Annotated in this window: 25 protein-coding genes; 10 read left to right on the top strand and 15 right to left on the bottom strand. The window is 62.5% G+C overall.

Annotated features, from left to right (window positions below):
• Nucleotides 1-4: 4 nt before the first annotated feature.
• Together grxC and OHD58_RS01365 are read right to left on the bottom strand one after the other, a co-directional pair.
• Entirely contained in the window at nucleotides 5-274 is a 270-nt protein-coding gene (gene grxC, locus OHD58_RS01370; RefSeq protein WP_263801249.1) for a glutaredoxin 3, read from the bottom strand.
• A gap of 24 nt (nucleotides 275-298) precedes the next feature.
• Nucleotides 299-1,084, bottom strand: coding sequence for a ComF family protein (locus tag OHD58_RS01365; protein WP_412177146.1), 786 nt, complete (start codon nucleotides 1,082-1,084; stop codon nucleotides 299-301).
• A gap of 81 nt (nucleotides 1,085-1,165) precedes the next feature.
• Between OHD58_RS01365 and OHD58_RS01360 the strand changes: the two genes are divergently transcribed.
• On the top strand, nucleotides 1,166-2,044 hold the full coding sequence (locus OHD58_RS01360; protein WP_263801248.1) for a methyltransferase domain-containing protein: 879 nt from the start codon (nucleotides 1,166-1,168) through the stop codon (nucleotides 2,042-2,044).
• A 10-nt stretch (nucleotides 2,045-2,054) separates the two neighbouring features.
• Here OHD58_RS01360 and OHD58_RS01355 read toward each other — a convergent pair whose 3' ends face one another.
• The 7 genes from OHD58_RS01355 to OHD58_RS01325 all read right to left on the bottom strand — a co-directional run bounded on the left by OHD58_RS01355 (nucleotide 2,055) and on the right by OHD58_RS01325 (nucleotide 6,355).
• Entirely contained in the window at nucleotides 2,055-2,225 is a 171-nt protein-coding gene (locus tag OHD58_RS01355) for a Flp family type IVb pilin (RefSeq protein ID WP_263801247.1), read from the bottom strand.
• Nucleotides 2,226-2,316: 91 nt separating this feature from the next.
• The gene (locus tag OHD58_RS01350; protein WP_263801246.1) at nucleotides 2,317-2,628 is read right to left on the bottom strand and encodes a hypothetical protein; all 312 of its coding nucleotides are present in this window, start codon (nucleotides 2,626-2,628) and stop codon (nucleotides 2,317-2,319) included.
• 99 nt (nucleotides 2,629-2,727) lie between these two features.
• The gene (locus OHD58_RS01345) at nucleotides 2,728-3,141 is read right to left on the bottom strand and encodes a (deoxy)nucleoside triphosphate pyrophosphohydrolase (protein WP_263801245.1); all 414 of its coding nucleotides are present in this window, start codon (nucleotides 3,139-3,141) and stop codon (nucleotides 2,728-2,730) included.
• Nucleotides 3,142-3,143: 2 nt separating this feature from the next.
• Nucleotides 3,144-3,923, bottom strand: coding sequence for a GNAT family N-acetyltransferase (locus OHD58_RS01340; protein WP_263801244.1), 780 nt, complete (start codon nucleotides 3,921-3,923; stop codon nucleotides 3,144-3,146).
• 1 nt (nucleotide 3,924) lies between these two features.
• Nucleotides 3,925-5,166, bottom strand: coding sequence for a bifunctional glutamate N-acetyltransferase/amino-acid acetyltransferase ArgJ (argJ, locus tag OHD58_RS01335; protein ID WP_263801243.1), 1,242 nt, complete (start codon nucleotides 5,164-5,166; stop codon nucleotides 3,925-3,927).
• Between the two features lie 108 nt (nucleotides 5,167-5,274).
• Nucleotides 5,275-5,988 (bottom strand): class I SAM-dependent methyltransferase, encoded by a 714-nt coding sequence (locus tag OHD58_RS01330; RefSeq protein WP_263801242.1) that lies wholly within the window; start codon nucleotides 5,986-5,988, stop codon nucleotides 5,275-5,277.
• An 82-nt stretch (nucleotides 5,989-6,070) separates the two neighbouring features.
• Entirely contained in the window at nucleotides 6,071-6,355 is a 285-nt protein-coding gene (locus tag OHD58_RS01325) for a hypothetical protein (protein ID WP_263801241.1), read from the bottom strand.
• A gap of 123 nt (nucleotides 6,356-6,478) precedes the next feature.
• Here OHD58_RS01325 and OHD58_RS01320 point away from each other — a divergent pair, with 123 nt between their 5' ends.
• Nucleotides 6,479-7,063: a TetR/AcrR family transcriptional regulator gene (locus tag OHD58_RS01320; RefSeq protein ID WP_263801240.1), complete on the top strand. Its 585-nt coding sequence runs from the start codon at nucleotides 6,479-6,481 to the stop codon at nucleotides 7,061-7,063.
• A 50-nt stretch (nucleotides 7,064-7,113) separates the two neighbouring features.
• Here the strand turns inward: OHD58_RS01320 and OHD58_RS01315 are convergent, their stop codons facing one another.
• The gene (locus tag OHD58_RS01315; RefSeq protein WP_263801239.1) at nucleotides 7,114-8,025 is read right to left on the bottom strand and encodes a peptidylprolyl isomerase; all 912 of its coding nucleotides are present in this window, start codon (nucleotides 8,023-8,025) and stop codon (nucleotides 7,114-7,116) included.
• A gap of 241 nt (nucleotides 8,026-8,266) precedes the next feature.
• Here OHD58_RS01315 and secA point away from each other — a divergent pair, with 241 nt between their 5' ends.
• The gene (gene secA / locus OHD58_RS01310) at nucleotides 8,267-10,993 is read left to right on the top strand and encodes a preprotein translocase subunit SecA (protein WP_263801238.1); all 2,727 of its coding nucleotides are present in this window, start codon (nucleotides 8,267-8,269) and stop codon (nucleotides 10,991-10,993) included.
• Nucleotides 10,994-11,098: 105 nt separating this feature from the next.
• On the opposite strand, the gene OHD58_RS01305 is transcribed toward secA, so the two are convergent.
• Nucleotides 11,099-11,584, bottom strand: a complete 486-nt coding sequence (locus OHD58_RS01305; RefSeq protein WP_263801237.1) for a MarR family winged helix-turn-helix transcriptional regulator — start codon at nucleotides 11,582-11,584, stop codon at nucleotides 11,099-11,101.
• 149 nt (nucleotides 11,585-11,733) lie between these two features.
• On the opposite strand from OHD58_RS01305, the gene OHD58_RS01300 reads away from it, so the two are divergent.
• On the top strand, nucleotides 11,734-12,624 hold the full coding sequence (locus tag OHD58_RS01300; protein ID WP_263801236.1) for a DMT family transporter: 891 nt from the start codon (nucleotides 11,734-11,736) through the stop codon (nucleotides 12,622-12,624).
• A 1-nt stretch (nucleotide 12,625) separates the two neighbouring features.
• On the opposite strand, the gene ubiG is transcribed toward OHD58_RS01300, so the two are convergent.
• Nucleotides 12,626-13,378: a bifunctional 2-polyprenyl-6-hydroxyphenol methylase/3-demethylubiquinol 3-O-methyltransferase UbiG gene (gene ubiG, locus OHD58_RS01295; protein WP_263801235.1), complete on the bottom strand. Its 753-nt coding sequence runs from the start codon at nucleotides 13,376-13,378 to the stop codon at nucleotides 12,626-12,628.
• Nucleotides 13,379-13,550: 172 nt separating this feature from the next.
• Here ubiG and OHD58_RS01290 point away from each other — a divergent pair, with 172 nt between their 5' ends.
• Entirely contained in the window at nucleotides 13,551-14,399 is an 849-nt protein-coding gene (locus OHD58_RS01290; RefSeq protein WP_263801234.1) for an endo alpha-1,4 polygalactosaminidase, read from the top strand.
• A 13-nt stretch (nucleotides 14,400-14,412) separates the two neighbouring features.
• Here OHD58_RS01290 and OHD58_RS01285 read toward each other — a convergent pair whose 3' ends face one another.
• Nucleotides 14,413-14,712 (bottom strand): hypothetical protein, encoded by a 300-nt coding sequence (locus OHD58_RS01285; protein WP_263801233.1) that lies wholly within the window; start codon nucleotides 14,710-14,712, stop codon nucleotides 14,413-14,415.
• Between the two features lie 200 nt (nucleotides 14,713-14,912).
• Here OHD58_RS01285 and OHD58_RS01280 point away from each other — a divergent pair, with 200 nt between their 5' ends.
• From OHD58_RS01280 to OHD58_RS01265, 4 genes are all read left to right on the top strand, one after another.
• Nucleotides 14,913-15,476, top strand: coding sequence for a putative glycolipid-binding domain-containing protein (locus tag OHD58_RS01280; RefSeq protein ID WP_263801232.1), 564 nt, complete (start codon nucleotides 14,913-14,915; stop codon nucleotides 15,474-15,476).
• A 241-nt stretch (nucleotides 15,477-15,717) separates the two neighbouring features.
• Nucleotides 15,718-16,644 carry an ABC transporter ATP-binding protein gene (locus OHD58_RS01275; protein WP_263801231.1) on the top strand — a complete coding sequence of 309 codons (927 nt, stop codon included), beginning with the start codon at nucleotides 15,718-15,720 and terminating at the stop codon, nucleotides 16,642-16,644.
• Nucleotides 16,641-17,402 carry an ABC transporter permease gene (locus OHD58_RS01270; RefSeq protein ID WP_263801230.1) on the top strand — a complete coding sequence of 254 codons (762 nt, stop codon included), beginning with the start codon at nucleotides 16,641-16,643 and terminating at the stop codon, nucleotides 17,400-17,402. The genes OHD58_RS01275 and OHD58_RS01270 overlap by 4 nt, the downstream gene beginning before the upstream one ends.
• Nucleotides 17,403-17,526: 124 nt before the next feature.
• Nucleotides 17,527-18,936 (top strand): adenylate/guanylate cyclase domain-containing protein, encoded by a 1,410-nt coding sequence (locus tag OHD58_RS01265; protein WP_263801229.1) that lies wholly within the window; start codon nucleotides 17,527-17,529, stop codon nucleotides 18,934-18,936.
• A gap of 47 nt (nucleotides 18,937-18,983) precedes the next feature.
• On the opposite strand, the gene OHD58_RS01260 is transcribed toward OHD58_RS01265, so the two are convergent.
• Both OHD58_RS01260 and OHD58_RS01255 read right to left on the bottom strand, forming a co-directional pair.
• Nucleotides 18,984-20,849 (bottom strand): adenylate/guanylate cyclase domain-containing protein, encoded by a 1,866-nt coding sequence (locus OHD58_RS01260; protein ID WP_263801228.1) that lies wholly within the window; start codon nucleotides 20,847-20,849, stop codon nucleotides 18,984-18,986.
• A gap of 140 nt (nucleotides 20,850-20,989) precedes the next feature.
• Complete coding sequence (locus OHD58_RS01255) at nucleotides 20,990-21,397, bottom strand: NUDIX domain-containing protein (protein WP_263801227.1); 408 nt, start codon at nucleotides 21,395-21,397, stop codon at nucleotides 20,990-20,992.
• 161 nt (nucleotides 21,398-21,558) lie between these two features.
• Here OHD58_RS01255 and OHD58_RS01250 point away from each other — a divergent pair, with 161 nt between their 5' ends.
• On the top strand, nucleotides 21,559-22,812 hold the full coding sequence (locus OHD58_RS01250) for an aspartate kinase (RefSeq protein WP_263801226.1): 1,254 nt from the start codon (nucleotides 21,559-21,561) through the stop codon (nucleotides 22,810-22,812).
• Nucleotides 22,813-22,849 lie beyond the last annotated feature (37 nt).

Here is a 22,849-nt window from a genome sequence, read left to right as displayed (position 1 = left end):
ATCCTCAGTTCACTTTGACGCTGGCAAGCAGCGCGTCGAGCTTGCCGGCGGCATCTAGCGCATGCAGGTCGTCCGCGCCGCCGACGTGTGTCTCGCCGATGAATATCTGCGGAAAGGTCCAGCGGCCGTTGGAACGCTGGATCATCTCCTGCCGGAGTTCCGGAGAAAAACTCGCATCGTGCTCGGTGTAGGCGACGCCCTTGCTGTCGAGCAGCCGTTTGGCCGCCGTGCAATAGCCGCACATCATGCGCGTGTAGATCGTTACATCAGTCATGGCGAATTCCGTATTGTCTCCACCCTATATAGTTGCCGCTTCGCCGGGCTGAAAGTCCCCGGGGATGACGCGGGCGAACGTCAGCACATCCACCTGTCCGGCTCCCGCTTTCTTCAGCGCCTTGGTGACCGCCGATACCGTCGCTCCGGTCGTGTAGACATCGTCGACGAGAAGCACATTGCGTCCGCTGACACGAATCTCCGCCTCCGCGGGCACCCGGAAGGCGCCGCGGACATTGTCCTCGCGCTCGCGTTGGCCGAGCCCGACCTGCTGCCGGGTCACCTTGACACGCTGGACGGCCGACGGCTCGAATGCCTTGCCGGAGAGCGCGGCAACGGCCCGGGCCAGTTCGGCGGACTGGTTGAAACGCCGCGAGAAGAAACGCCGCCAGTGCAACGGAACCGGCACCACGACATCGGCATCGGGAAGCAGTTCGGAGCCGGCGCGCAGCATCCACCGCGCCATCCACGGAGCCAGGTCGGTGCGGTCGCTGTATTTCAGGCCCTGCACCATCTGGCGGGCAACGCCGGAATAGGAGACCGCCGCACGCGCCCGCCTGAACGGCGGCGGATTGGCGATTGCGTCGGCCGAGAGGAAGCCGTCGCCCATGTCATGGCTGAATGGAGTTCCCATCACCTCGCACCATGGCCTCTCGAGAAGCTTCAACTTCGGCCAGCAGGCACCGCACAGCGTGCCCGGCTGCGAAACTTGACGGCGGCAACCGGCACAGACCGGCGGAAACAGCAGCCGTCCCGGCCATTCGAAAATGGTGGACGCAAATGCCTTGATCTCCTGCCGCGGATCGGTCACGAGCTTTTTCCCGAGCGAATGGCCATATGAGAGCGAAAAGGTCGACCGGGCAAGCCGGCAGCGTGCAAGGGCAGACTGCAATTGGAACAAATTTTCGACGCGGGGCTGATTCTGGAGCGAAAGCGGCGCGCCCTTGCCAGGGCGGACGCAAGCGCCGGCTTCCTCATGGACCGCGCTGTCGACGATCTTTCGGAGCGGCTGGCAACCATCGAACGGCATTTCGACAAGGCTGTTGCGGCCTTTTGCGTGACGCGGACGGCTGCCGACGCGATAACCGCAAGCGGCAAGGTCGGCGAAGTGATCCGCATCGAGGCGGATCCGGCTTTTCTCGGCTGCGATGCCGGCAGGTTAGCCACAGGCGAACATCTGCCGCTGGAGCCCGAAAGCGTTGATCTCCTGGTTTCGCTGCTCGCCCTGCAGGATGCCAACGACATTCCCGGCGCGCTGATCCAGATCCGCCGCGCATTGCGGCCGGATGGCTTGTTCCTTGGCGCTTTCAGCGGTGCCGGAACGCTTGTGGAACTGCGCGAAAGCCTGCTTGCGGCGGAAACCGAAATCCTCGGCGGCGCCAGTCCGCGCGTCATCCCCTTCACCGACGTGCGCGATGCCGGCGGGCTGCTTCAGCGAGCCGGATTCGCTTTGCCGGTTACCGATGTCGAGACGGTAACCGTGCGTTACGATACGATGTTCGGGCTGATACGGGATCTCCGCGCCATGGGTGCGACGAACGCGCTTGCAGCGCGCTCGCGGCGGCCGGGCACACGGCGGCTGTTCCAGAGGGCCGCCGAAATATATGCGGAGCGTTTCTCGGACGCCGATGGCCGCATCCGCGCTACGTTCTCATTCATCTGGATGTCCGGATGGGCACCGCACGGCTCGCAGCAGAAGCCGCTCAAACCTGGTTCGGCAGAGGTTTCATTGACCAAGGCACTTGGACTGATCGATCACGGCAAGAAATAACAACGCACCGTCAGCGGTTGAGCCAATCGACGATTTGCTGGGCATTGTCGTTCCAGCGTTCGGCAACGCCGCCGCCAGTTGCCCCTATACCGCCGACGATGGCAAGCGCGATAAGAGCCGCGATCAACCCGTATTCGATCGCGGTCGCCCCGCTTTTATCTTTGAGAAATCGTCTAAACATCTGTCAGCCGCCCGCTATGCCTGGAATAGACTTTACTTCCAACGCGTTAAGAAAGGTTAACGGCACAGCATTAACGGGGTCTAAATACGCTTCAGCAATCGCCTTCGCGTTGGCCGTTGCCGCGAATAGTGCAAACAGCGTGCGGCGATGGCTGCAGTACACTGCGGCGGATGGTATAAGTCTCCCGGTGCCCAATCGTTCCGGTTTTGAAGTTGTCGATGCCGACAGGAGAATCAGCGCGATAGAGTCGGGACTGATCGTCGGCTATCGGCACGAGTATCATCGCGAAAGCGACTGCGATGAAACCAAACAGCAGCGCGATCCTGACAAGCCCCATGCTGGTGCCGCTAAATTGGCGCGCACGGTCTTTGCGGATCAGATTCCACTCGTCTTCGGGATGCATGCCCAGCCCTCCGGTGCGCGCAAGACGCAAATCGGCCCCTCTATCCGTTCAATTTTTCACGATAGGCTAAAGGATCGATTAACGATGTTGGGCTGGCGATCAGAGCAGGTCGATCAGGAAAGGGATCAACGGCTCATCGGCAGGTGGCATCGGATAGTCGCGCATCTGCCGCGGCCGCACCCATTTGAGCACCTGCCCTTCTCTCGGATGTGCGGTGCCCCAGAACCGGCGGCAGACAAACAGCGGCATCAAAAGATGGAACGTGTCGTAGGTGTGGCTGGCGAATGTCAGCGGTGCCAGGCATGGCACCTTCGTCTCGATGCCGATCTCCTCGCGCAGTTCGCGCACCACCGTTTCTTCCGGTGTCTCGCCCGGCTCGACCTTGCCGCCGGGAAACTCCCAGAGGCCTGCCAGCGTCTTGCCTTCCGGGCGCTGCGCCAACAGCACGCGGCCGTCGGCGTCGACCAGCGTACAGGCAGCAACCAGCAGGAGGCGCCTTTCGCCCTTTTCCACGCCTATTTCTCCGGCGGCTGGCGGTAGTGGTAGCGATAGACTTCGCTGAAGCCTAGTGAAGCATAAAGCCGATATGCCGGCTCGTTGTCGGCTTCGACCTGCAGCCAGGCTTCGCGCGCACCTGACGAACCGGCCCATTTCAGCGCCGAAAGCACAAGGCGGCGCGCGTAGCCCTTGCCACGCTGGGCGACATTGGTGGCAATTTCGAAAAACCCGGCAAGATCGTTGTCGTGCACGCAAATGGCGCTCGCCACCGGCCTGCCGCCGCTTTCCAGGACGAACAGCCCGATCTCGGGCTGAATGCGGCCAAGCAGTTCGGAGAGTCCGGAACGCTGTGATTCGTCCAGGCCATGCGCCTGGGCGGCAGCCGCGGTAAAGCGGCCGATGTCCCTGATTGGCACCTGGTCGACGGCGGTTTTTACCGGCGCTTCGGCAAGCGGCAGCCGCATGACAATCGATTCCGAAAAAGTGCTCCAGCCCCGGCTGTCGAAGTAGCCGGCCAGAATCGGACCGGAGAGCGGGGAAAGGCGAAAGGTCAGCTTCTGCCCATATGCCTCGAAGCGACGCTGGGCTTTGGCGACGCGAGCGTCGAGATCGACGACATCGTTGGGATCGAGTGGATTGACCGAGTTCAATCGCTTGGCCGGATGGTCGGCCGTCAGCCGGATCACCCAGGTGCCGTCGTAGTGCACTGCCGCCGCCGGCCAGGCGCGGAACCCTGCAGCCTCATAGCGGCGCACTCGCGCCAGATCCGGTTTTGCGAATGTCCCGGCGGCAGACATGTCAGCTGCGATAATCGCCGTTGATCTCCACATATTCCTTGGTGAGATCGCAGGTCCAGACGGTCGCCTTGCCGCGCCCGATGCCGATGTCGGCGACGATGCGGATTTCGTCGCCCTTCATGTAGGTCGATGTAGCCGCCTCGGAATAATCCGGGTCGCGCTCGCCATTGTGGGCGACGCGGATGTCGCCGAACCAGACCGAAAGAAGGTCGCGGTCGGCCGGTTCGCCGGCCTTGCCGACAGCCATGACGACGCGACCCCAATTGGCATCCTCGCCGGCAACCGCGGTTTTGACGAGCGGTGAATTGGCGACCGACAGTGCGATGCGTTTCGCCGAACGCGCCGATCTGGCGCCGGTGACGGTGACTTCGACCTGCTTGCGGGCGCCCTCGCCATCGCGAACGACCTGCAAGGCAAGCGACTTGAGTATGCGATTGAGAGCGCGGCGGAACTGGCCGAGCCTTGCGTCCTTTGGGTCGGTGATCCTGGGCGCGCCATTGCCGGCGGCAGCGCCTGTAGCGAAAAGCAGCAGCGTATCGCTGGTAGATGTGTCGCTGTCGACGGTGACCGCATTGAAGGTCTTGCCGACGCCCTTGGACAGCAGATCCTGCAGCACCGGCGCTGCAATCGGCGCGTCGGTGGCGACGAAGGAGAGCATCGTCGCCATGTCTGGCGCGATCATGCCGGCGCCCTTGGCGATGCCATTGATGGTGACGTCGGCATCACCGAGCTTCACCTTGGCCGTTGCATATTTCGGATAGGTATCCGTCGTCATGATCGCCTTGCCGGCGTCGGCCCAGAGGGTCGGCTTGGCGTCCTTCACCATGTTGGCCAGCAGGTGGCTGAACTTTCCCGCGTCAAGCGGCTCGCCGATGACGCCGGTCGAGGCGAGGAACACGTCGCCGGGCTTGCAGTCCGCCGCCTTGGCCGCGGTCTCGCCGGTCATCGCCGTGGATTGACGCCCCTTCTTGCCGGTGAACGCATTGGCGTTGCCCGAATTGACGACCAGGATCCGCGCCCTGCCGGCCTTGAGGTTGTCGCGGCAGTAATCGACCGGCGCCGAGGGGCATTTGGACCGCGTGAAGACGCCGGCGACTTCGGTGCCCTCGTCGAACACCATGACCATCAGATCGGTGCGGTTCTTGTATTTTATGCCCGCTTCGGCGGTTGCGATGCGAACGCCGTCGATCGCCGGCATCCTGGGATGCGTTTTCGGAGCGAGCGGAGAAACGGTGGTCGACATGGGACCTCGGTCGGCGAAGGATATGAAAGGGTTCCGTTTGCCCGATCATGTCCAGCGGCGCAAGGCGTTTCCGAAAATCGCGCGTGCTTCCCGTGTCAGAGCCGGATATCAGGGACAGCTAACAGAAACGGTCTTTTCATCCGGTTCGAAGGAAAAGACGGTGCTTTGTTTCACCGGCGCATCCGTCACGTCGCCAAAATCCGCCACCGCATATTCGGCAACAAGGCGAAGCCGCGAACGGGGGAGAAATGCTCGGCCCGGATCGCCGACGAGCACCTTCATGCCGGCTGCTAGGCAGCGGTCGAGAAAGGCCGTAACCCGCTCGGCGAGATCGCGTTCATAAAAGAGATCGCCGACGGCGACGACATCGACCGCAGGCGGTGGACCTACGGTGAGATCATCCGTCATCGCTGTGATCGAAACGCCATTCAGATCGGCATTGAGACGGGTCGCTGCCGCGGCGAACGGGTCTGTATCGGCAGCGATCACGACGCTCGCCCCGGCCTTCGCCGCGGCGATGCCGACGATGCCCGAGCCGGCGCCGAGGTCGAGTACGCGGCGACTGCTGACTGTGTCCGGATGATCGAGGAAATAACGGGCGAGCACCGTGCCGCCCGCCCATCGGTACGCCCAATAGGGCGGCGGCACGAGTCGGCCTTCGCCGGAAAGGCGCCTGAGCCCACTTCCCGAATGCGCCGTGTAAAGGCGAACTTCGGGAACCATGGGCACTGACGCGACATGCAGGTTTTCCCGGATGAACCGCTGCGGGGTCTCATCCGAGGGTGCGGTGTGGATATCGTCCAATAGAGATCCCGAAGCCATTCTCGGCAGTCCGGCCGTTTGAGCCAAGCTTTGTCGCATACCCTCCGACGAGGTTGGGGACAACGATAAGTGGACGCGAATATCAGCGCCCCACCGGATTGATGAAGCTACGAAAAAGATTTTGGACGCCGGGGATGAGCCCCCAGACCATTATGGTCACCATGATCGGCGCGATGAGCAGGGTGCGCTGCCAGATCGGCCAGCCATCGGTCAGCGGCAGGACCAGGTAGAGAAGCAGCGTGATCAGCGGATAGACGCCGAGCAACACCAGAAGTGCGAAGCGCGGCCGGGAAAACCGAGCCGGCCGAGTCTGGCCGGGCGCGGCCGATGCAGTTGCTGTGATGGAATTGGTGACGGGAAGCGGCATTTTGTCTCCATAGAAACGGAACGTTTCGTTTGCATATAAAACGAGCCGTTTCGTTTCGTCAAGCGTTTATGTTAAGGCTTGGACGAAATGCAGGGATAGGATGTGACAAAGGACGTGAAGGAAATGCGCCGATCGATCGGCGCCAAGCGCAACCCGGAAAGCGCCGAAGCAATCCTGGAGGCAGCGGAGGCGGTGCTGCTGGAACAGGGCTATGCCGGATTTTCAATCGAGGCGGTGGCGCGCCGTGCTCGCGCCGGCAAACCGACCATCTATCGCTGGTGGCCAAGCAAAGCCGCATTGCTGCTCGACGTCTATCACCGGCAGAAGCGCGATGTCGACTTCGGCTCCGGCATCTCCCTCGAAGACGACATGTTCCGCTTCGTCAGGAGCCTGCTTCGGCAGTGGCGGGAAACGCCGACCGGCGACATCTTCCGCTCGCTCGTCGCCGAAGCGCAATCAGACGAAACCGCTGCCCAGGCTCTTGCCGGTTACATGCGCGAGCGGCGTGCCCAAACGGGACAGATAGCGGAGCGTGCCAAAGCGAGCGGCGAAATCCATCCGGACGTCGACCCGGCCATGGTCGCGGACATGCTGTCCGGCTACGCCTGGATCCATCTCCTCACCGGACGCCTCGATGAGGACGACGAGACGATCCGCAGCGTCGCGACAATCATTGCGCGTGGTCTCGCCAGCGCGGACCGCAAATGAAAATGGCGCCGTAACCGCGGCGCCATTTTCATTATCCAGACGGCAAAATCTTACTTCTGCTTGTCCATCGCGTCGACGGCGGTCTTCAGCGCCGGGTCGGTGATGTCGACCTTGGCGGCGTCGCGCAGCGACTTGACCATCGCGAAATACTTGTCGCGCAGCACCAGCGAACGGAACTGCTCTTTGACCTGGTCGAAGGCCGGCGGCTGCTGGGCGCGCTTGTCCTCCACCTTGATGACATGGAAGCCGAACTGGCTCTGCACCGGCTGCTTGGTATAGGAACCCGGCTCGAGGGCGAACGCCGCCTTCTCGAATTCCGGCACCATCTGGCCGGCCGCGAAATAACCGAGGTCGCCGCCCGTCGTCTTGCCGCTCGGGTCGGTCGTGTGCTGATTGGCGAGGTCCTCGAACTTGGCGCCGCCGTCGAGCTGCTTGATGATCGCGTCGGCTTCTTCTTTCGTCTTCACAAGGATGTGACGGGCGTGCACCTCGTTGACCGGGGGCGTGTTGGCCATTTCGGTGTCGTAGCGGGCCTGGATCTCGGCGTCGGTCACCTTCGCGGCGACTTCCGATTCCACGAGCGCGCTATGCAAGGCGCGCTGCTTGAGGAATTCCATGCGGCGCTGGAAATCGGGCTGCTTGTCGATGCCGTCGGCTGCGGCCTTGTCGCTGAGCAGGCGGATTTCGATCACCGCCGACAGTGCGGCGGCGCGGCGCTGTTCCGGCGGCAGCCGCGAAAACTGCGGGTCGAGATCGTTCTCCGCAAGCGTCAGGTCGGCTTCGGTAATGGGCTTGCCGTTGGCAGTGGCTACGACCGCGTTGGGGTCGACGGGCGCCGCAGGGGCAGTGGTCGGGGCTGCGGGCGCAGTCTCCTGCGCGACGAGGGGCAGCGACGACAACGCAACGAGCCCGGCTGCAAGCCCGATACGGGCAAGCGAGGCGCTACGGAACGAAAAAGGCATAAGGAGACTCTCCAGCGGATTGGAAACGTTTCAAGACCAGTCGAATCTGGCGAAATTTCGCGCGACACGCCGCAATCAAGCAGCGTTGACATCGCAAGGGGCCCCTCTTATCTGTCCTTCGACTTTGCGTCCAGAAGCGATTTCCGGACGCTTTCTGTTATGGAACCCGTGTATTCATACAAGTGCACTTGGTTCAGCCCGTGTCCCCCACGGGCTTTGTGGGATTGAAAGGGACCAGTTGATGGTCAGTCTTGGCGGTCTTGCCCGCAAAATCTTCGGCTCTTCCAATGATCGCCGCGTCAAATCGATGCGGCCGCGCGTCGAAGCGATCAACGCGATGGAAAACGAGGTCGCGGCACTGTCCGATGCCGAGCTTCGCGCCCGCACCGACCAGTTCCGCCAGGATATAGCCAACGGCGCTTCCCTCGACGATCTGCTTGTCCCAGCCTTTGCGACTGTGCGGGAGGCCGCAAAACGCGTACTCGGCATGCGGCCCTTTGACGTGCAGCTCATCGGCGGCATGGTGCTGCATGGCGGCGATATCGCCGAGATGCGCACCGGCGAAGGCAAGACGCTCGTCGCCACGCTGCCCGTCTATCTCAACGCGTTGGCCAGCAAGGGCGTCCATGTCGTCACCGTCAACGACTACCTCGCCACGCGCGACGCCGAATGGATGGGCCGGGTCTACAAGTTCCTCGGCCTGACCGTCGGCGTCATCGTGCATGGGCTTTCGGACGAGGAACGCCGCGCGGCTTACGCCTGCGACGTCACCTATGCCACCAACAACGAGCTGGGTTTCGACTATCTGCGTGACAACATGAAGTATGAGCGCGACCAGATGGTGCAGCGCGAACACAATTACGCGATCGTCGACGAAGTGGACTCGATCCTCGTCGACGAGGCGCGCACGCCTTTGATCATTTCCGGCCCGCTCGAAGACCGCTCGGAGATGTACAACACCATCGACGCCTTCATCCTGCAGCTCGAGCCGGCGGACTACGAAGTCGACGAAAAGCAGAAAACCTCGATCTTCACCGAGGAGGGCACCGAGAAGCTCGAGAACCTGCTGCGTGCGGCCGGTCACCTCAAGGGTGAATCGCTTTACGACGTCGAGAACGTCGCCATCGTCCATCACGTCAACAACGCGCTGAAGGCGCATTGCCTGTTCCAGCGCGACAAGGATTACATCGTCAACAATGGCGAGATCGTCATCATCGACGAATTCACCGGCCGCATGATGCCGGGCCGCCGCTTTTCCGAAGGCCTGCACCAGGCGCTGGAAGCCAAGGAGCATGTGGCGATCCAGCCGGAGAACCAGACGCTCGCCTCGATCACCTTCCAGAATTACTTCCGCATGTACGCCAAGCTCGCCGGCATGACCGGCACTGCGCTGACGGAAGCCGAGGAATTCGGCAACATCTACAATCTCAACGTGCTCGAGATCCCGACCAACCTGCCCGTCAAGCGTATCGATGAGGACGACGAGGTCTACCGGACGGTCGAGGAGAAATACAAGGCGATCGTCCGCGAGATCCGCGACGCCAACGCCAAGGGCCAGCCTATCCTGGTGGGCACCACCTCGATCGAGAAGTCGGAATTTCTCGCCGAACGCCTGCGCAAGGAAGGCATGAAGGGCTTTCAGGTCCTGAACGCCCGCCACCATGAACAGGAAGCGTCGATCGTCGCCCAGGCCGGTGTGCCGGGCGCCGTCACCATTGCCACCAACATGGCCGGCCGCGGCACCGACATCCAGCTCGGCGGCAATGCCGACATGCGCATCATCCGGGAACTCGGCGACATGCCCGAGGGCGAGGAACGCGCCGCCAAGGAAAAGGCCATCCGCGAGGATATCCAGAAGCTGAAGGAGAAGGCGCTTGCCGCCGGCGGGCTCTATGTGCTGGCCACCGAGCGCCATGAAAGCCGGCGCATCGACAACCAGTTGCGCGGCCGCTCCGGTCGCCAGGGCGATCCCGGCCGCTCGAAATTCTTCCTGTCGCTGCAGGACGATTTGATGCGCATCTTCGGTTCCGAGCGCATGGACGGCATGCTGCAGAAGCTCGGCCTCAAGGAAGACGAGGCGATCATCCATCCCTGGATCAACAAGGCGCTGGAAAAGGCACAGAAGAAGGTCGAGGCGCGCAACTTCGACATCCGCAAGAATCTCCTGAAATACGACGACGTGTCGAACGACCAACGCAAGGTGGTGTTCGCGCGCCGCATCGAACTGATGGACGGCGAAGGACTCGGCGACACCATTGCCGAAATGCGTGAAGTCGTCATTGACGATCTCGTCAACAGCCACATTCCCGAAAACGCCTATGCCGAGCAGTGGAATGCCGTCGGCCTCAAGGAGGGTGTGCGGCAATACCTCAATCTCGACCTGCCGATCGAGGACTGGGTCAAGGAAGAAGGTATTGCGGAAGACGAGATCCGTACCCGTCTGACCGAGCTTGCCGACAAGGAGGCCGCCGACCGCGCCGAACGGTTCGGACCGGATATCATGGCCTATGTCGAGCGCTCGGTGGTGCTGCAGACGCTCGACCATTTGTGGCGCGAGCACATCGTCAATCTCGACCATCTGCGTTCGGTGGTCGGTTTCCGCGGTTATGCGCAACGCGATCCGCTGCAGGAATACAAGCAGGAAGCTTTCGAGCTTTTCCAGGCGATGCTGGGCAACCTGAACCAGGCGGTGACGGCACAGTTGATGCGCGTCGAACTGGTGCGCGAGGCCGCCGAGGCACCGCCGCCGCAGGCGCCGGAAACCTTCGGCCACCATATCGACGGCACCACCGGCGAGGACGATTTCGGCGAGACCGCGCTGCTCGTGAGACAGGAAACCTCACGCGTCGTCGAGCCGGAAGACCGCGATCCCAACGACCAGTCGACCTGGGGCAAGGTTGGCCGCAACGAGGCCTGTCCTTGCGGCTCCGGCAAGAAATACAAGCACTGCCACGGCGCGTTTGTTTGACCCGGCCGGAGGCGGAGCTTCCAAGCTCCGCTTCGTACTCGGCGGTTCAGTCCTGAAGGCAAGTCGGCAGAAGGCTTATGCGCCTTCCAGCCTCGGGTAATACGGCTAAGCCACGCTCCTGATCAGCTTTTCCAGCAGTTCCGCCAGCCTGTCCTGCTCTTCCCGCGTCAGGCCCGAGAGTACGTTGTGCTCGTTTTCGACATGTGCGGTGACGGCCTCGTCGATCAGCGCGCGGCCCTTAGCGGTCAGTTGCACGATGACGCCACGCCGGTCCTCGGGGTGCGGAGCCCTGGCAATCAGCCCGGACTTCTCCAAGCGGTCGAGGCGATTGGTCATGGCGCCGGAGGTCACCATCGTCGCCTCGTAGAGCGCCGTCGGAGTCAGCGCAAAGGGCGCTCCGGAACGGCGCAACGTCGCCAGCACGTCGAATTCGCCGGACTGCAGGCCGAATTTTTCGAACAGCGGGTCGAGCCGCGTTCGGGAGATCATGGTGGCTGCCTGGCGCAGCCGCCCCAGCACGGCCATCGGGCTCACATCGAGGTCCGGCCGTTCCTTCCGCCACTGTTCGACTGCCCGCGCAGCGCGATCCATCTGTCTCTCCATAAAGTATCTTGACATTAAGAATCTTATCGCTATGTTATCTGGTAGCTGACAGCCGCGCAAGCAAATTGCCGGCTGCGCCTTTCGCAAGGGCACCGATCATGGCAATGCAAGCACAATCAAGCGGCACGGAAGCCTCGATGAAATCTGTCTGGGACTCGGCCTTCGGCCTGCTTCTGGTGACCGGCGGCCTGCTCGGGCTGACCTTGCCGTTCGGCAAGATCGCCACGGTCAGCGGCGTGCCCGCCATGCTGTGGGCCTTCGTCATCTCGTTCGGTGCCGGTGGCGTGCTGCTCATCGTCCTGCTTGTGCGGCGGCACCGTTTCGTCATCTCGGCGCGGAAGCTGCGTTATTTCGCGGTGGCGGCGGCGATCTCCTACGCCATTCCCAATCTGCTGATGTTCTCGGCCATCCCGCACCTCGGCGCCGGCTACACCGGCATCATGTTCACGCTGTCGCCGGTGGTCACGCTAGTGCTGTCGATACTGTTCCGCGTCAAGCGCCCCAACCTGCTCGGCATCGCCGGCATCGCGGTCGGCTTCGTCGGCGCGCTGATGGTGGCGTTGACGCGCGGCGAGGCGGGCCAGCCGGCCGAACCCTTCTGGGTGCTGATCGGGCTGCTCATCCCGGTCAGCCTTGCCGCCGGCAATATCTACCGCACCTACGACTGGCCGGAAGGAACCGGGCCGATCGAACTCGCGGTCGGCAGCCATCTCGCGTCGGCGGCGATGCTGCTTGCGGGTTTGCTGTGGTTCGAGGGCGGCAGCGCCTTCGGTGTCTTATCCGGCCTGCCGCTGCTCGTGCTTGCCCAGGTCGCCTCGGCTTCGGCGATGTTCGCCTTCTTCTTCCGCCTGCAGGCGGTCGGCGGGCCGGTCTATCTCAGCCAGATCGGCTATGTCGCGGCGGCGATCGGGCTGGTCGCCGGCACCTTCTTCCTCGGCGAGCGCTACCAGCTTCTCACCTGGGCAGGTGCGGCGATCATTACCGCCGGCGTCGTGATGACCACCAGGGCGCAAAGCCGGGAAGCCTGATTCAGGCGGCTCCGGGCTTTTCCGCCAGCACCATGTAGTTGACGTCCATGTCCTTGGAGCGCTGCCAGCGATCGCCGAGCGGATTGTAGACGACGCCGGTGCGGTCGATCACCGACAGGCCTGCCTTCTGGAGCGCGGCCTCCAACTCGTCAGGGCGCACCAACTTGCCGTACTGGTGGGTGCCGCGCGGCAGCCAGCGCAGGAGATATTCGGCGCCGATGATGGCAAGGCCCAGTGCCTTGAGCGTGCGGTTGATGGTGGCGACGAACATGATGCCGCCCGGCTTCACCATCTCGCCGCACTTGCCGATGAAAAGATCGATGTCGGCGACATGCTCGACGACTTCCATGTTGAGGATGACGTCGAACTTCTCGCCCTCGTCGGCAAGCGACTCGGCCGTGGTGGCGCGATAGTCGATGTCGAGCCCGCCTTCCGCGGCGTGCAGCCTGGCCACCTCGATGTTGTTGGCCGACGCATCGGCGCCGACGACGGTGGCGCCGAGCCGCGCCATCGGCTCGCACAGGAGGCCGCCGCCGCAGCCGATATCGAGAATGCGCAGACCTTCGAAAGGCCGCGCCGCACGCGGGTCGCGGCCGAAGCGGGCCGCCACCTGGTCGCGGATATAGGCAAGCCGAATCGGATTGAACTTGTGCAGCGGCCGGAATTTGCCGTTCGGATTCCACCATTCCGCGGCAAGCGCGGAAAAGTGCTCGACTTCACGGGTGTCGATCGTCGTTCGTCGGGCCTCGGGCATCTTGTGGTCTCCCTTCGGGAGAAAGGAAGTCGGGTTCCGGGCGCCGAAAGTCAAGGCACGATTTTCCGCGTCGCGAGCAGAGGCCCTGCTGCCGGCCCGCGCCATGCGGCTGCTTGCAACCCCCGCAAGTCCGTGATGTGATTGGATTGTCCATTCACGGGGTGCCGCTCGAATGTCCGCGCCTTCGCGACGGCTTTTTCCGTCGCCATGTCCGTTTTTCGGCGTGGCGGCAGCGGCCATCCTCATCCTATTGGGCGATTATGCCAACGGCCCGGCCGCGCATGCCGCCGGCATCGTCTTTCTGCCGCCGAACGGTGGTTATGATTCACAGCTCGGCGGCGACTACCCACCGCCGGCTGGCGTCAAGACGGTCAGCCGCGACCGCCAGTCGCCGCCGGCGCCCGGCCTCTATTCGATCTGCTATTTCAACGGTTTTCAGACCCAGGCCGAAGAAACGGCCCTGTGGAAAGAAAAACACCCCGATCTCCTGCTGCGCGGCCAGGATGGCAAGCCGGTCGAGGACGGGAACTGGCCGGGCGAATTCCTCCTCGACACGTCCACCGCGGCAAAACGGCAAGCCATTTTCAGCGTGATCGCTCCGTGGATCAGGAAATGCGCGGACGATGGCTTCAGCGCCATCGAGCCCGATAATCTGGACACCTGGTCGAGGTCGTCCGGCCTGCTCGGCATGAACGACAATCTGGCGCTGGCCAGGCTGATGTCCGACTTCGCTCACGAGCTTGGACTTGCGGTCGGGCAAAAGAACAACCCCGAAATCGGCGAGGCCGGCAGGACGCTGGCGGGTTTCGATTTCGCCATCGCCGAGGAATGCGAGGTCTACGACGAGTGCGACGCTTACACATCGATCTACAATCAGGTTCTGGAGATCGAGTATCCCGATAATGATCCGGAAGCGTTCATGCGGGCCTGTTCGAAGCGTGGCGGCAAGATTCCGATCGTCCTGCGCGACCGCAACCTGGTGACGCCGGAGGACAAAGAATATCGCTTCGAAATGTGCTGAAGGCCGAGACGGACTACCTGCCGCGGGCGTTGCTCATGCAGCGCTGGACACGGCAGTTGCCGGTGTCGGCGGCGACCACGCTCGCCGGCTGGGCGGTCTGGCCGATGCCGCAGTAGCGCCCGTCCTTCACGTAGACGCCCGAAGACACGATGCTCGCATTCCGCGACGAGCGCTGACGGAGGATCGCACTGCCATTCTGGTCCAGGACGTTGCGTATCTGCGCGCAACTCATGTTCGTGGTGTCGGCGCGCGTTTGAGCATGAGCGGAAACGACACCCAGCGATAAAAGAATGGCGACGGCTATCGTTCTCATACCGGTCTCCTGGAGATACGTCTGTGACAATCTTGAACGTTATCTTGGATTTGGCACGGAAGCACCGGCAGCCGCGAGGCATCACGCGATTTTGACCGCAGTGACCTTTACTGCGGAAAATCCTGCGCTTTGACGCTCCTGACGGAAAGATGTCAGCAGGCATGGTCTAGAGTGATGATCCGCAGCGCGAAGGGAGAACCATGACTGAACTCGTCGCCACGATCCTCTGGCAACGCCTCGACGTTCCCGGGCACGATGCCTGCCGCCTCATTCGCCAAGACGACGGCTGGGAACTGCATGGGCACGCCATCTTCGAACATGAGGGAGAGCCATGCAGCCTCGCCTACGCGGCACTTTGCGACAAACGCTGGCAGGCACGGTCGGCTTGCGTGCGCGGCTTCCGTGGTGCCCGCGATCTCTCGCTCGAGATCGAGAGGAATATCGATGACGATTGGCTGCTCAACGGCGCCGTTCAGCCAGGCCTGGCAGACCTCATCGATGTCGATCTCGGTTTCACCCCGGCGACCAACCTCCTGGCACTGCGCCGCTTCGATCTGGCCATTGGTCAGGACACGCCGGCGCCGGCCGCCTACCTGGCCTTCCCCGAGCTGAAGCTGATCCGGCTCGAACAGCACTATCGCCGTCAAAGCGAGGCGGAATATTCCTATCAGGGTCCGATGTTCGGCTATGACGAGGTGCTGCAGGTTGCTCCGGTCGGCTTCGTCACCGACTATCCAAATCTTTGGCGGGGAAAGCTCGGTTAATGCATGTCGCCCGAAAGTGTCCTCGGTTTCGGGATAACGACATGCATCAAATCAAAGAATCTGAAGCGCGGCCGCCGAATTCTATTCGGCGCGACGCGCTTTAGACCGGACGCAACAAAATTCTCATCCGCCTGCGTGCCGTGGTGTGGTATTGCCGGCGCGGCGACCCATATAGAAAACCTGTCCGGCTCCATTGCGCCGGTTTTTCGCAAATTTTCCCGCCAAACGACGGCCCGTTTTCATGCAGCCCATCATTTCAGTCAAAGACCTTTGCAAGACCTATTCGTCCGGATTCGAGGCGCTGAAGAGCATCAACCTCGAGGTCAGGAAAGGCGAGATATTTGCGCTGCTCGGTCCCAACGGCGCCGGCAAGACAACGCTGATCGGCGCCATCTGCGGCATCGTCAACCCGACCAGCGGGCAGGTGAGCGTCGCCGGCCATGACATCAAGACCGACTACCGCGCCGCCCGTTCGATGATCGGGCTGGTGCCGCAGGAACTCACCACCAACGCCTTCGAGACGGTGCGGGCCGACGTCTCTTTCAGCCGCGGCCTGTTCGGCAAGCCGGCCAATCCGGCGCTCATCGAGAAGATCCTGAAGGACCTGTCGCTCTGGGACAAGCGGGACGCCAAGATCATCACCCTGTCGGGCGGCATGAAGCGCCGCCACATGATCGCCAAGGCGCTGTCGCACGAGCCGGACATCCTCTTCCTGGATGAACCCACCGCCGGCGTCGACGTGGAGTTGCGGCGCGACATGTGGAATCTGGTGCGCCAGATGCGCGAGACCGGCGTCACCATCATCCTCACCACCCACTACATCGAGGAAGCGGAGGAGATGGCCGACCGCATCGGCGTCATCAACAAGGGCGAGATCGTCCTGGTCGAGAACAAGGCCGAACTGATGCGCAATCTCGGCAAGAAGCAGTTGACCCTGCTCCTGCAAACCCCGCTGGAGAGTATCCCGCAAGCGCTTTCCGCCTATCAGCTCGAACTCGCCGACGGCGGCTCGGAACTCGTGTTCACCTATGACAGCCGCGGCGAACGCACCGGCATTACCGCCCTGCTTGCCGACCTCGGCAAGGCAGGTATCCGCTTCAAGGACCTGCAGACCAGCCAGAGTTCGCTGGAAGATATCTTCGTCAACCTGGTGAGTGACCGTACATGAACTGGCGCGCCGTCAAAGCCATCTACATGTTCGAAATGTCGCGGGCGTTCCGCACGCTGCTGCAGAGCATCGTGTCGCCGGTCATCTCGACCTCGCTCTATTTCGTCGTGTTCGGCACCGCCATCGGCTCGCGCATCAACGCCATCGACGGCGTCTCCTACGGTGCCTTCATCGTGCCGGGGCTGATCATGCTGACGCTGCTGACCCAGAGCATCGCCAACGCCTCCTTCGGCATCTATTTCCCGAAATTCACCGGCACCATCTACGAAGTCCTGTCGGCGCCGGTTTCCTACCTGGAAGTCGTGCTTTCCTATGTCGGCGCGGCGGCGACCAAGTCGATCATGCTCGGCCTGATCATCCTTGCCACCGCGAGCCTGTTCGTGCCACTGCATATCGAGCACCCGTTCTTCATGCTGCTCTTCCTGGTGCTTACCGCCGTCACCTTCAGCCTGTTCGGCTTCATCATCGGCATCTGGGCCGACGGTTTCGAGAAGCTGCAGCTCATCCCGTTGCTGATCGTCACGCCGCTCACCTTCCTCGGCGGCAGTTTCTATTCGATCGAGATGCTGCCGCCATTCTGGCAGACGGTCTCGCTGTTCAACCCGGTCGTCTATCTGGTCAGCGGCTTCCGCTGGAGCTTCTTCGGCACGGCGGATGTCGGCATCGGCATCAGCCTCGGCATGACGCTGGCATTCCTGGCTCTGTGCATGGCGATCGTCGCCTGGATTTTCCGTACCGGCTATCGGTTGAAGACGTGACTTCCGCGTATGGGCGTCACCCTCGACCCCGGCCAACCGGAGCACGGCTCTTGTGGCGTAAGGTCTGCGGCGGGTGTAGCATGCACCGGGTGAGCGACAGTCAATGATGGGCTAAGGCGCGAGCATGAGTGAAACCAAGCATCTTTTCGCAGTGCTCCGGCAGTCGGCCGACGCGGACGCGGTCGCCGCCATCGAAAATCTCGTTGCCGAAGCGCCCGACCACCAGCTGTGCCGGATCAATCCGCTCGCCTTCGCCGAGAAGCGTGGTCTTGACGAAGAAGGTGTCGTCGCGGCCTTCCTGCATGGAACGCGGATGGGCATGTTCGACATCGCCTGGAATGTGCTGTGCCCAGGCTGCGGCGGCGTACTCGACAGCAATACAACCCTGAAGACAGTGCAGAAGAACGCATATCTCTGTTCGCTCTGCGCCGATTCCTACGAGCCGACGCTCGACGAGATGGTCGATGTGACCTTCACCGTCAGCCCGCGCGTCCGTCGCATCGCGGCCCACAGTCCGGATGATCTCTCTGTCGAGGAATATTACCGGCAGATGTATTGGGGATCGGGGGTCGACGTGCCGGAGGACAGCTATCAGCAACTGTTCGATGAATTCGTGCTCGATCATGTCGAACTCGGCGCGGGCGAGAAAGGCGTGCTGTCGATCCAGCAGCCGGCCGAGTTCCTGATCATCTTCGAGCCGGTCACCCATTCGGCGCAGTTCATCGACGTGAAGGGGGAGCCGACCCGCGAGCGGCAGAACCTGTCCTTGTCCTTCGATCGGGAGCATGGCCGGAACGAGACGCTGGAGATGCGTCCTGGACCGCTGCGCATTGCGCTGGAAAACCGCACGGATGGCCGCGTCCTGCCGACCGTTTTCATCGCCGGCCAAACACTGCACTGCCTGCTCGAAAGGCGTCGGTCCTTCCTCACCGCCAAGCGGTTGTTGAGCAACCAGACTTTTCGCGACCTTTTCCGCACCGATACGCTGGACGTCGACCAGCGCCTCAAGATCACCAGCCTGACTTTTCTGTTCACCGACCTTCGCGGCTCGACGGAGCTATACGAGCGGGTGGGCGACCTCGTCGCTTTCGACCTCGTCCGCTCGCATTTCCAGGTGCTTCAGGAAATCGTCGCGGCGGAGGCCGGCGCCGTGGTCAAGACCATCGGCGATGCGGTCATGGCGACGTTCCCGACGCCGGACCGGGCAGTCGCGGCGGCGTTGCGCATGCGCGAGGCGATGCTGCAACTCAACGAGAAGAACGGCCGTGAGGACCTGCTTCTCAAGATCGGCGTACACGAAGGCCCGTGCATCGCCGTGGCGATGAATGAACGGCAGGACTATTTCGGCCAGACGGTGAACATTGCCTCGCGTGTGCAGGGGCTTGCTGACTCGCAGTCCATTTTTGCCACCGGCGCGGTCATCGACGACCAAAAGACCGGCGACCTGCTCAGGCGGAAGGCGTTGAGGCCCCAGTCGCACCAGGTCTCGCTGCGCGGCATCGCGCAGGGAGTGCAGGTCTACGCCATTCCGTGATCCATGCGGCGGCCACGCTGAATTCAGCGGTTCGGTGCCAGTTGGCCCTATGCGTGCCGCTCAACCAGACGCCTGAAGCGGGGATGATCGCGCAGCGCGTTGAAATCGGTGTCGTTCACCAGCCAGTTCTTCGTCACCTTGTTGACGCGCTGGCTCCAGGGCTCGAGCAGGTCGAGAGCCTTTTCCTCTTCACCCAACAGCGCGTAAACGCAGGCGATGTTGTAGTGTGTCAGCGGATCGTCGGCGGCGATGGTCAGGGCCCGGGCGGCCCAGTCGAGGGCTCGCGAGCGCTCTTCCAGCGCGGCAAGCGTCGAGGCGCCGAGCGAGGCGGCCAGCGGAATGTCGGGGTTGGCCTCGAGGGCACGTTCGGCGCGCTCGATGCCCTCTTCGGCCGCCGCCCGAAACTCGGATAGCCTGCCTACATCTCTCAGCATCACCGCTTGCAGCATCTTGGTGCGATAGTCGTCCGGCGCAAGCTCGGCCGCTCGCCCGTACATGCGTACCGCACCTTCCGGATCGCCGCCGTCGCGGCACGCATAGGCGCAGAGGTAGAAGGCCTCGAACAGATTGGGGTCGAGCGCAATGGCCTTGTCGAATTCGGCCAGCGCTTCTCCGTTACGGCCTGAAAGATGCAGCGCCATGCCATGCGAGGCATGCGCTTCCGCGAGCATCGGATCCAGCCGCAGCGCCGTCGTGCTCGCCGTCAGGATCTCGTCGACGCTCGCGCCCTCATGATGGTTGGTGAAGAGGAACCAGGCGCAGTCCGCCAGGCCCGAATAGGCGCGTGCATAGAGGGGATCGAGCTCGACGGCCTTGCGGAAAAGCCGTTGGGCAAGCAAGGCATGCCGCGTGGAGTGAAGATGGTAGAAATGCCGCCCCTGCAGGTAATAGTTGTAGGCGTCGAGGTTCCGCGTCGGCTCCGCCTCGATCGCCTGCTTCTCCGCCGGCAGCAGCCTCACCTTGAGCTGCTCGACGATGGCATGGGTGATCTCGTCCTGCAGGGCGAAGATGTCGGTCAGGTCGCGGTCGTAGCGGTCCGCCCAAAGGTGGGTCCCTTCCCGGCCGTCGACGAGCTGGGCGTTGATGCGGACACGCTGACCCGCCTTGCGGACGCTTCCTTCGAGGATTTTCGCAACGTTGAAGCGCCGGCTCACCTCCTGGACGTCGACCGACTTGCCCTTGTAGGTGAAGACGGAATTGCGGGCGATGACGGAGAGGCCCGAGACCTTCGAAAGGTCGGTGATGAGGTCCTCGGTCATTCCGTCGGCGAAATATTCCTGTTCGGGATCGCCGCTCATGTTGGCGAAGGGAAGCACGGCGATCGACGGTTTGTCCGCGGTGGGGCTGGTTGGCCGGAAGCCGGCCGGCACCGTTCCTGGTTGCGGCGCCAGGGCAACGCGGTACACCCGCACCGGCCGTTCGATGTTCTTCAGGGACTGATCGCCGATATCCTCGAAATGGATGTCGAGCCGGTTGCCGATGTGCTCGCGCACCGAAGCCGAAACGCATATGCCGCCGGGGCTGGCGATGCCTTCCAGCCGCGCCGCCACGTTGACGCCGTCGCCGAAAATGTCGCGGTCCTCGACAACGACGTCGCCGAGATTGACGCCGATGCGAAACTCGATGCGACGGCCGTGGGGGATCTCGGCGTTGCGGGCCTGCATACCGCGCTGGATCTCCACCGCGCAGGCCACTGCGTTGACCACACTCGGGAACTCGACCAGCATGCCGTCGCCGGTGAGTTTTACGATCCGGCCTTCATGTTCGGCGATCCTGCCATCGACCAGTTCGCGGCGATGCACTTTCAGAGCCGAAAGCGTTCCCGGCTCGTCGGCGCCCATGAGACGGCTGTAGCCGACCACATCAGCGGCCAGGATGGCGGTGAGCCGGCGTTGCACGCGTTCTTCAGCCATCCGGCCGGATTCTTTCCGAATTGCGACGATACAAGTCTTATTCGGGGCCAATGGCGGAGTCTACCGCGCGGGAATGGCGATGTTTTGCCCCGATCCCGGCTAAGGGAAACCAGGCTTCAATTTGTCCAGGAGACGCGGCTCTACGGATGCCGATCCAGACTCGCGAAAAGCCGCTTGTATTCTCCGACTGCGAAATCGGGTAAGTTGGCTGCCTCGCTGCCGGTAAACCAGCCGAGACGCTCGTGTTCGTCGTTGCGGATTTTAGGTTCGCCGCCGGCCCAAGCGGTAATCCGATAAACTGAAAGAGAAAGTATTCGATCGCCGGCACCGTCAGGCGTCTCGAATTTGGTTACAAATTCGAACGTCGTGGGTGTGATGCCGACTTCTTCTTGAAATTCGCGAACGAGTGCCTGCTCTGCCGTCTCATTCGCTTCGACATGCCCTCCGATCAAATCCCAGCAACTGGGAAACGCCTTGCGATGAGCCGAGCGCCACCCCAGAAGGAATTTTCCCTTTTTGATCGGCAAGCCGGCTGCGATTTCGATCATGTTCTCTTGTGCCGCCCTGGGCAGGGGCGCATCCCCTGATCGTGTTCTTGCGCAAATTTCCTGATTTGGCTATGGAAACCGCGCATTCGCGCCCTGGCCACCCAGGGCGCTTTCGTTTCGTTTCCAGCCCAACCGGCGGCATCAGAAGGCATTTCAGGTTCATGGCGCGCATCGTGATGAAATTCGGCGGGACTTCGGTCGCCGACATCAGCCGCATCCGCAACGTCGCGCGCCACGTCAAACGCGAGGTCGATGCCGGCCATGAAGTCGCAGTCGTCGTCTCGGCGATGGCCGGCAAGACCAACGAGCTGGTCGGCTGGACGCGCGAAGCCTCGCCGATGCATGACGCCCGCGAATATGACGCCGTCGTCGCTTCCGGCGAGCAGGTGACAGCCGGATTGCTGGCCATCACGCTGCAGAACATGGGCGTGCACGCCCGTTCGTGGCAAGGCTGGCAGATCCCGATCAAGACCGACAACGCCCATGGCGCGGCACGCATCATGGATATCGACGGCTCGTTCCTGATCCAGCGTTTCGGCGAGGGCCAGGTGGCGGTTGTCGCCGGTTTCCAGGGCATTGGGCCGGACAACCGCATCGCAACGCTCGGGCGCGGCGGCTCGGACACCAGCGCGGTGGCGATCGCGGCTGCTGTTCACGCCGACCGCTGCGACATCTATACCGATGTCGACGGGGTCTATACGACCGACCCGCGCATTGAACCCAAGGCGCGGCGGCTCGCCAAGATCTCGTTCGAGGAAATGCTCGAAATGGCGTCGCTCGGCGCCAAGGTGCTGCAGGTCCGGTCGGTCGAACTGGCCATGGTGCACCGGGTGCGCACCTTCGTGCGGTCTTCCTTCGACGACCCCGATGCTCCGGGCATGGGGGATTTCGACAATCCGCCCGGAACGCTCATTTGCGACGAGGATGAAATCGTGGAACAGCAGGTAGTCACCGGAATTGCCTACGCCAAGGATGAAGCCCAGATATCGCTGCGGCGCGTTTCGGACCGTCCGGGCGTGGCGGCGGGCATTTTCGGCCCGCTTGCCGAAGCAAACATCAATGTCGACATGATCGTCCAGAATATCTCCGAGGACGGCGCCTTCACCGACATGACCTTCACGGTGCCGTCGGGCGACCTCGACAAGGCGCTCGCCGTTCTCGGCAAGGTCAAGCAGACCATCGGCTTCGATGTGCTGCAATCGGAAGCCGGCATGTCGAAAGTATCGGTGATCGGCATCGGCATGCGCAGCCATGCCGGCGTCGCGGCCACCGCCTTCAAGGCGCTGTCCGAAAAGGCGATCAATATCCGCGCCATCACCACGTCGGAAATCAAGATTTCCATTTTGATCGACGGTCCCTACACGGAACTTGCAGTTCGCACTTTGCATTCCGTGTACGGTCTGGATAAGCAGTAGACAGACGAGATTCCAGTCGCGGCAGGCCGGCACTTTC

The organism is Mesorhizobium sp. ZC-5 (genome assembly GCF_025753855.1).
In the GTDB taxonomy this organism is placed as follows: Bacteria; Pseudomonadota; Alphaproteobacteria; order Rhizobiales; family Rhizobiaceae; genus Neomesorhizobium.
The sequence above is the reverse complement of the archived record's forward strand: the minus strand, read 5'-3'. Positions and strand labels throughout refer to the sequence as shown.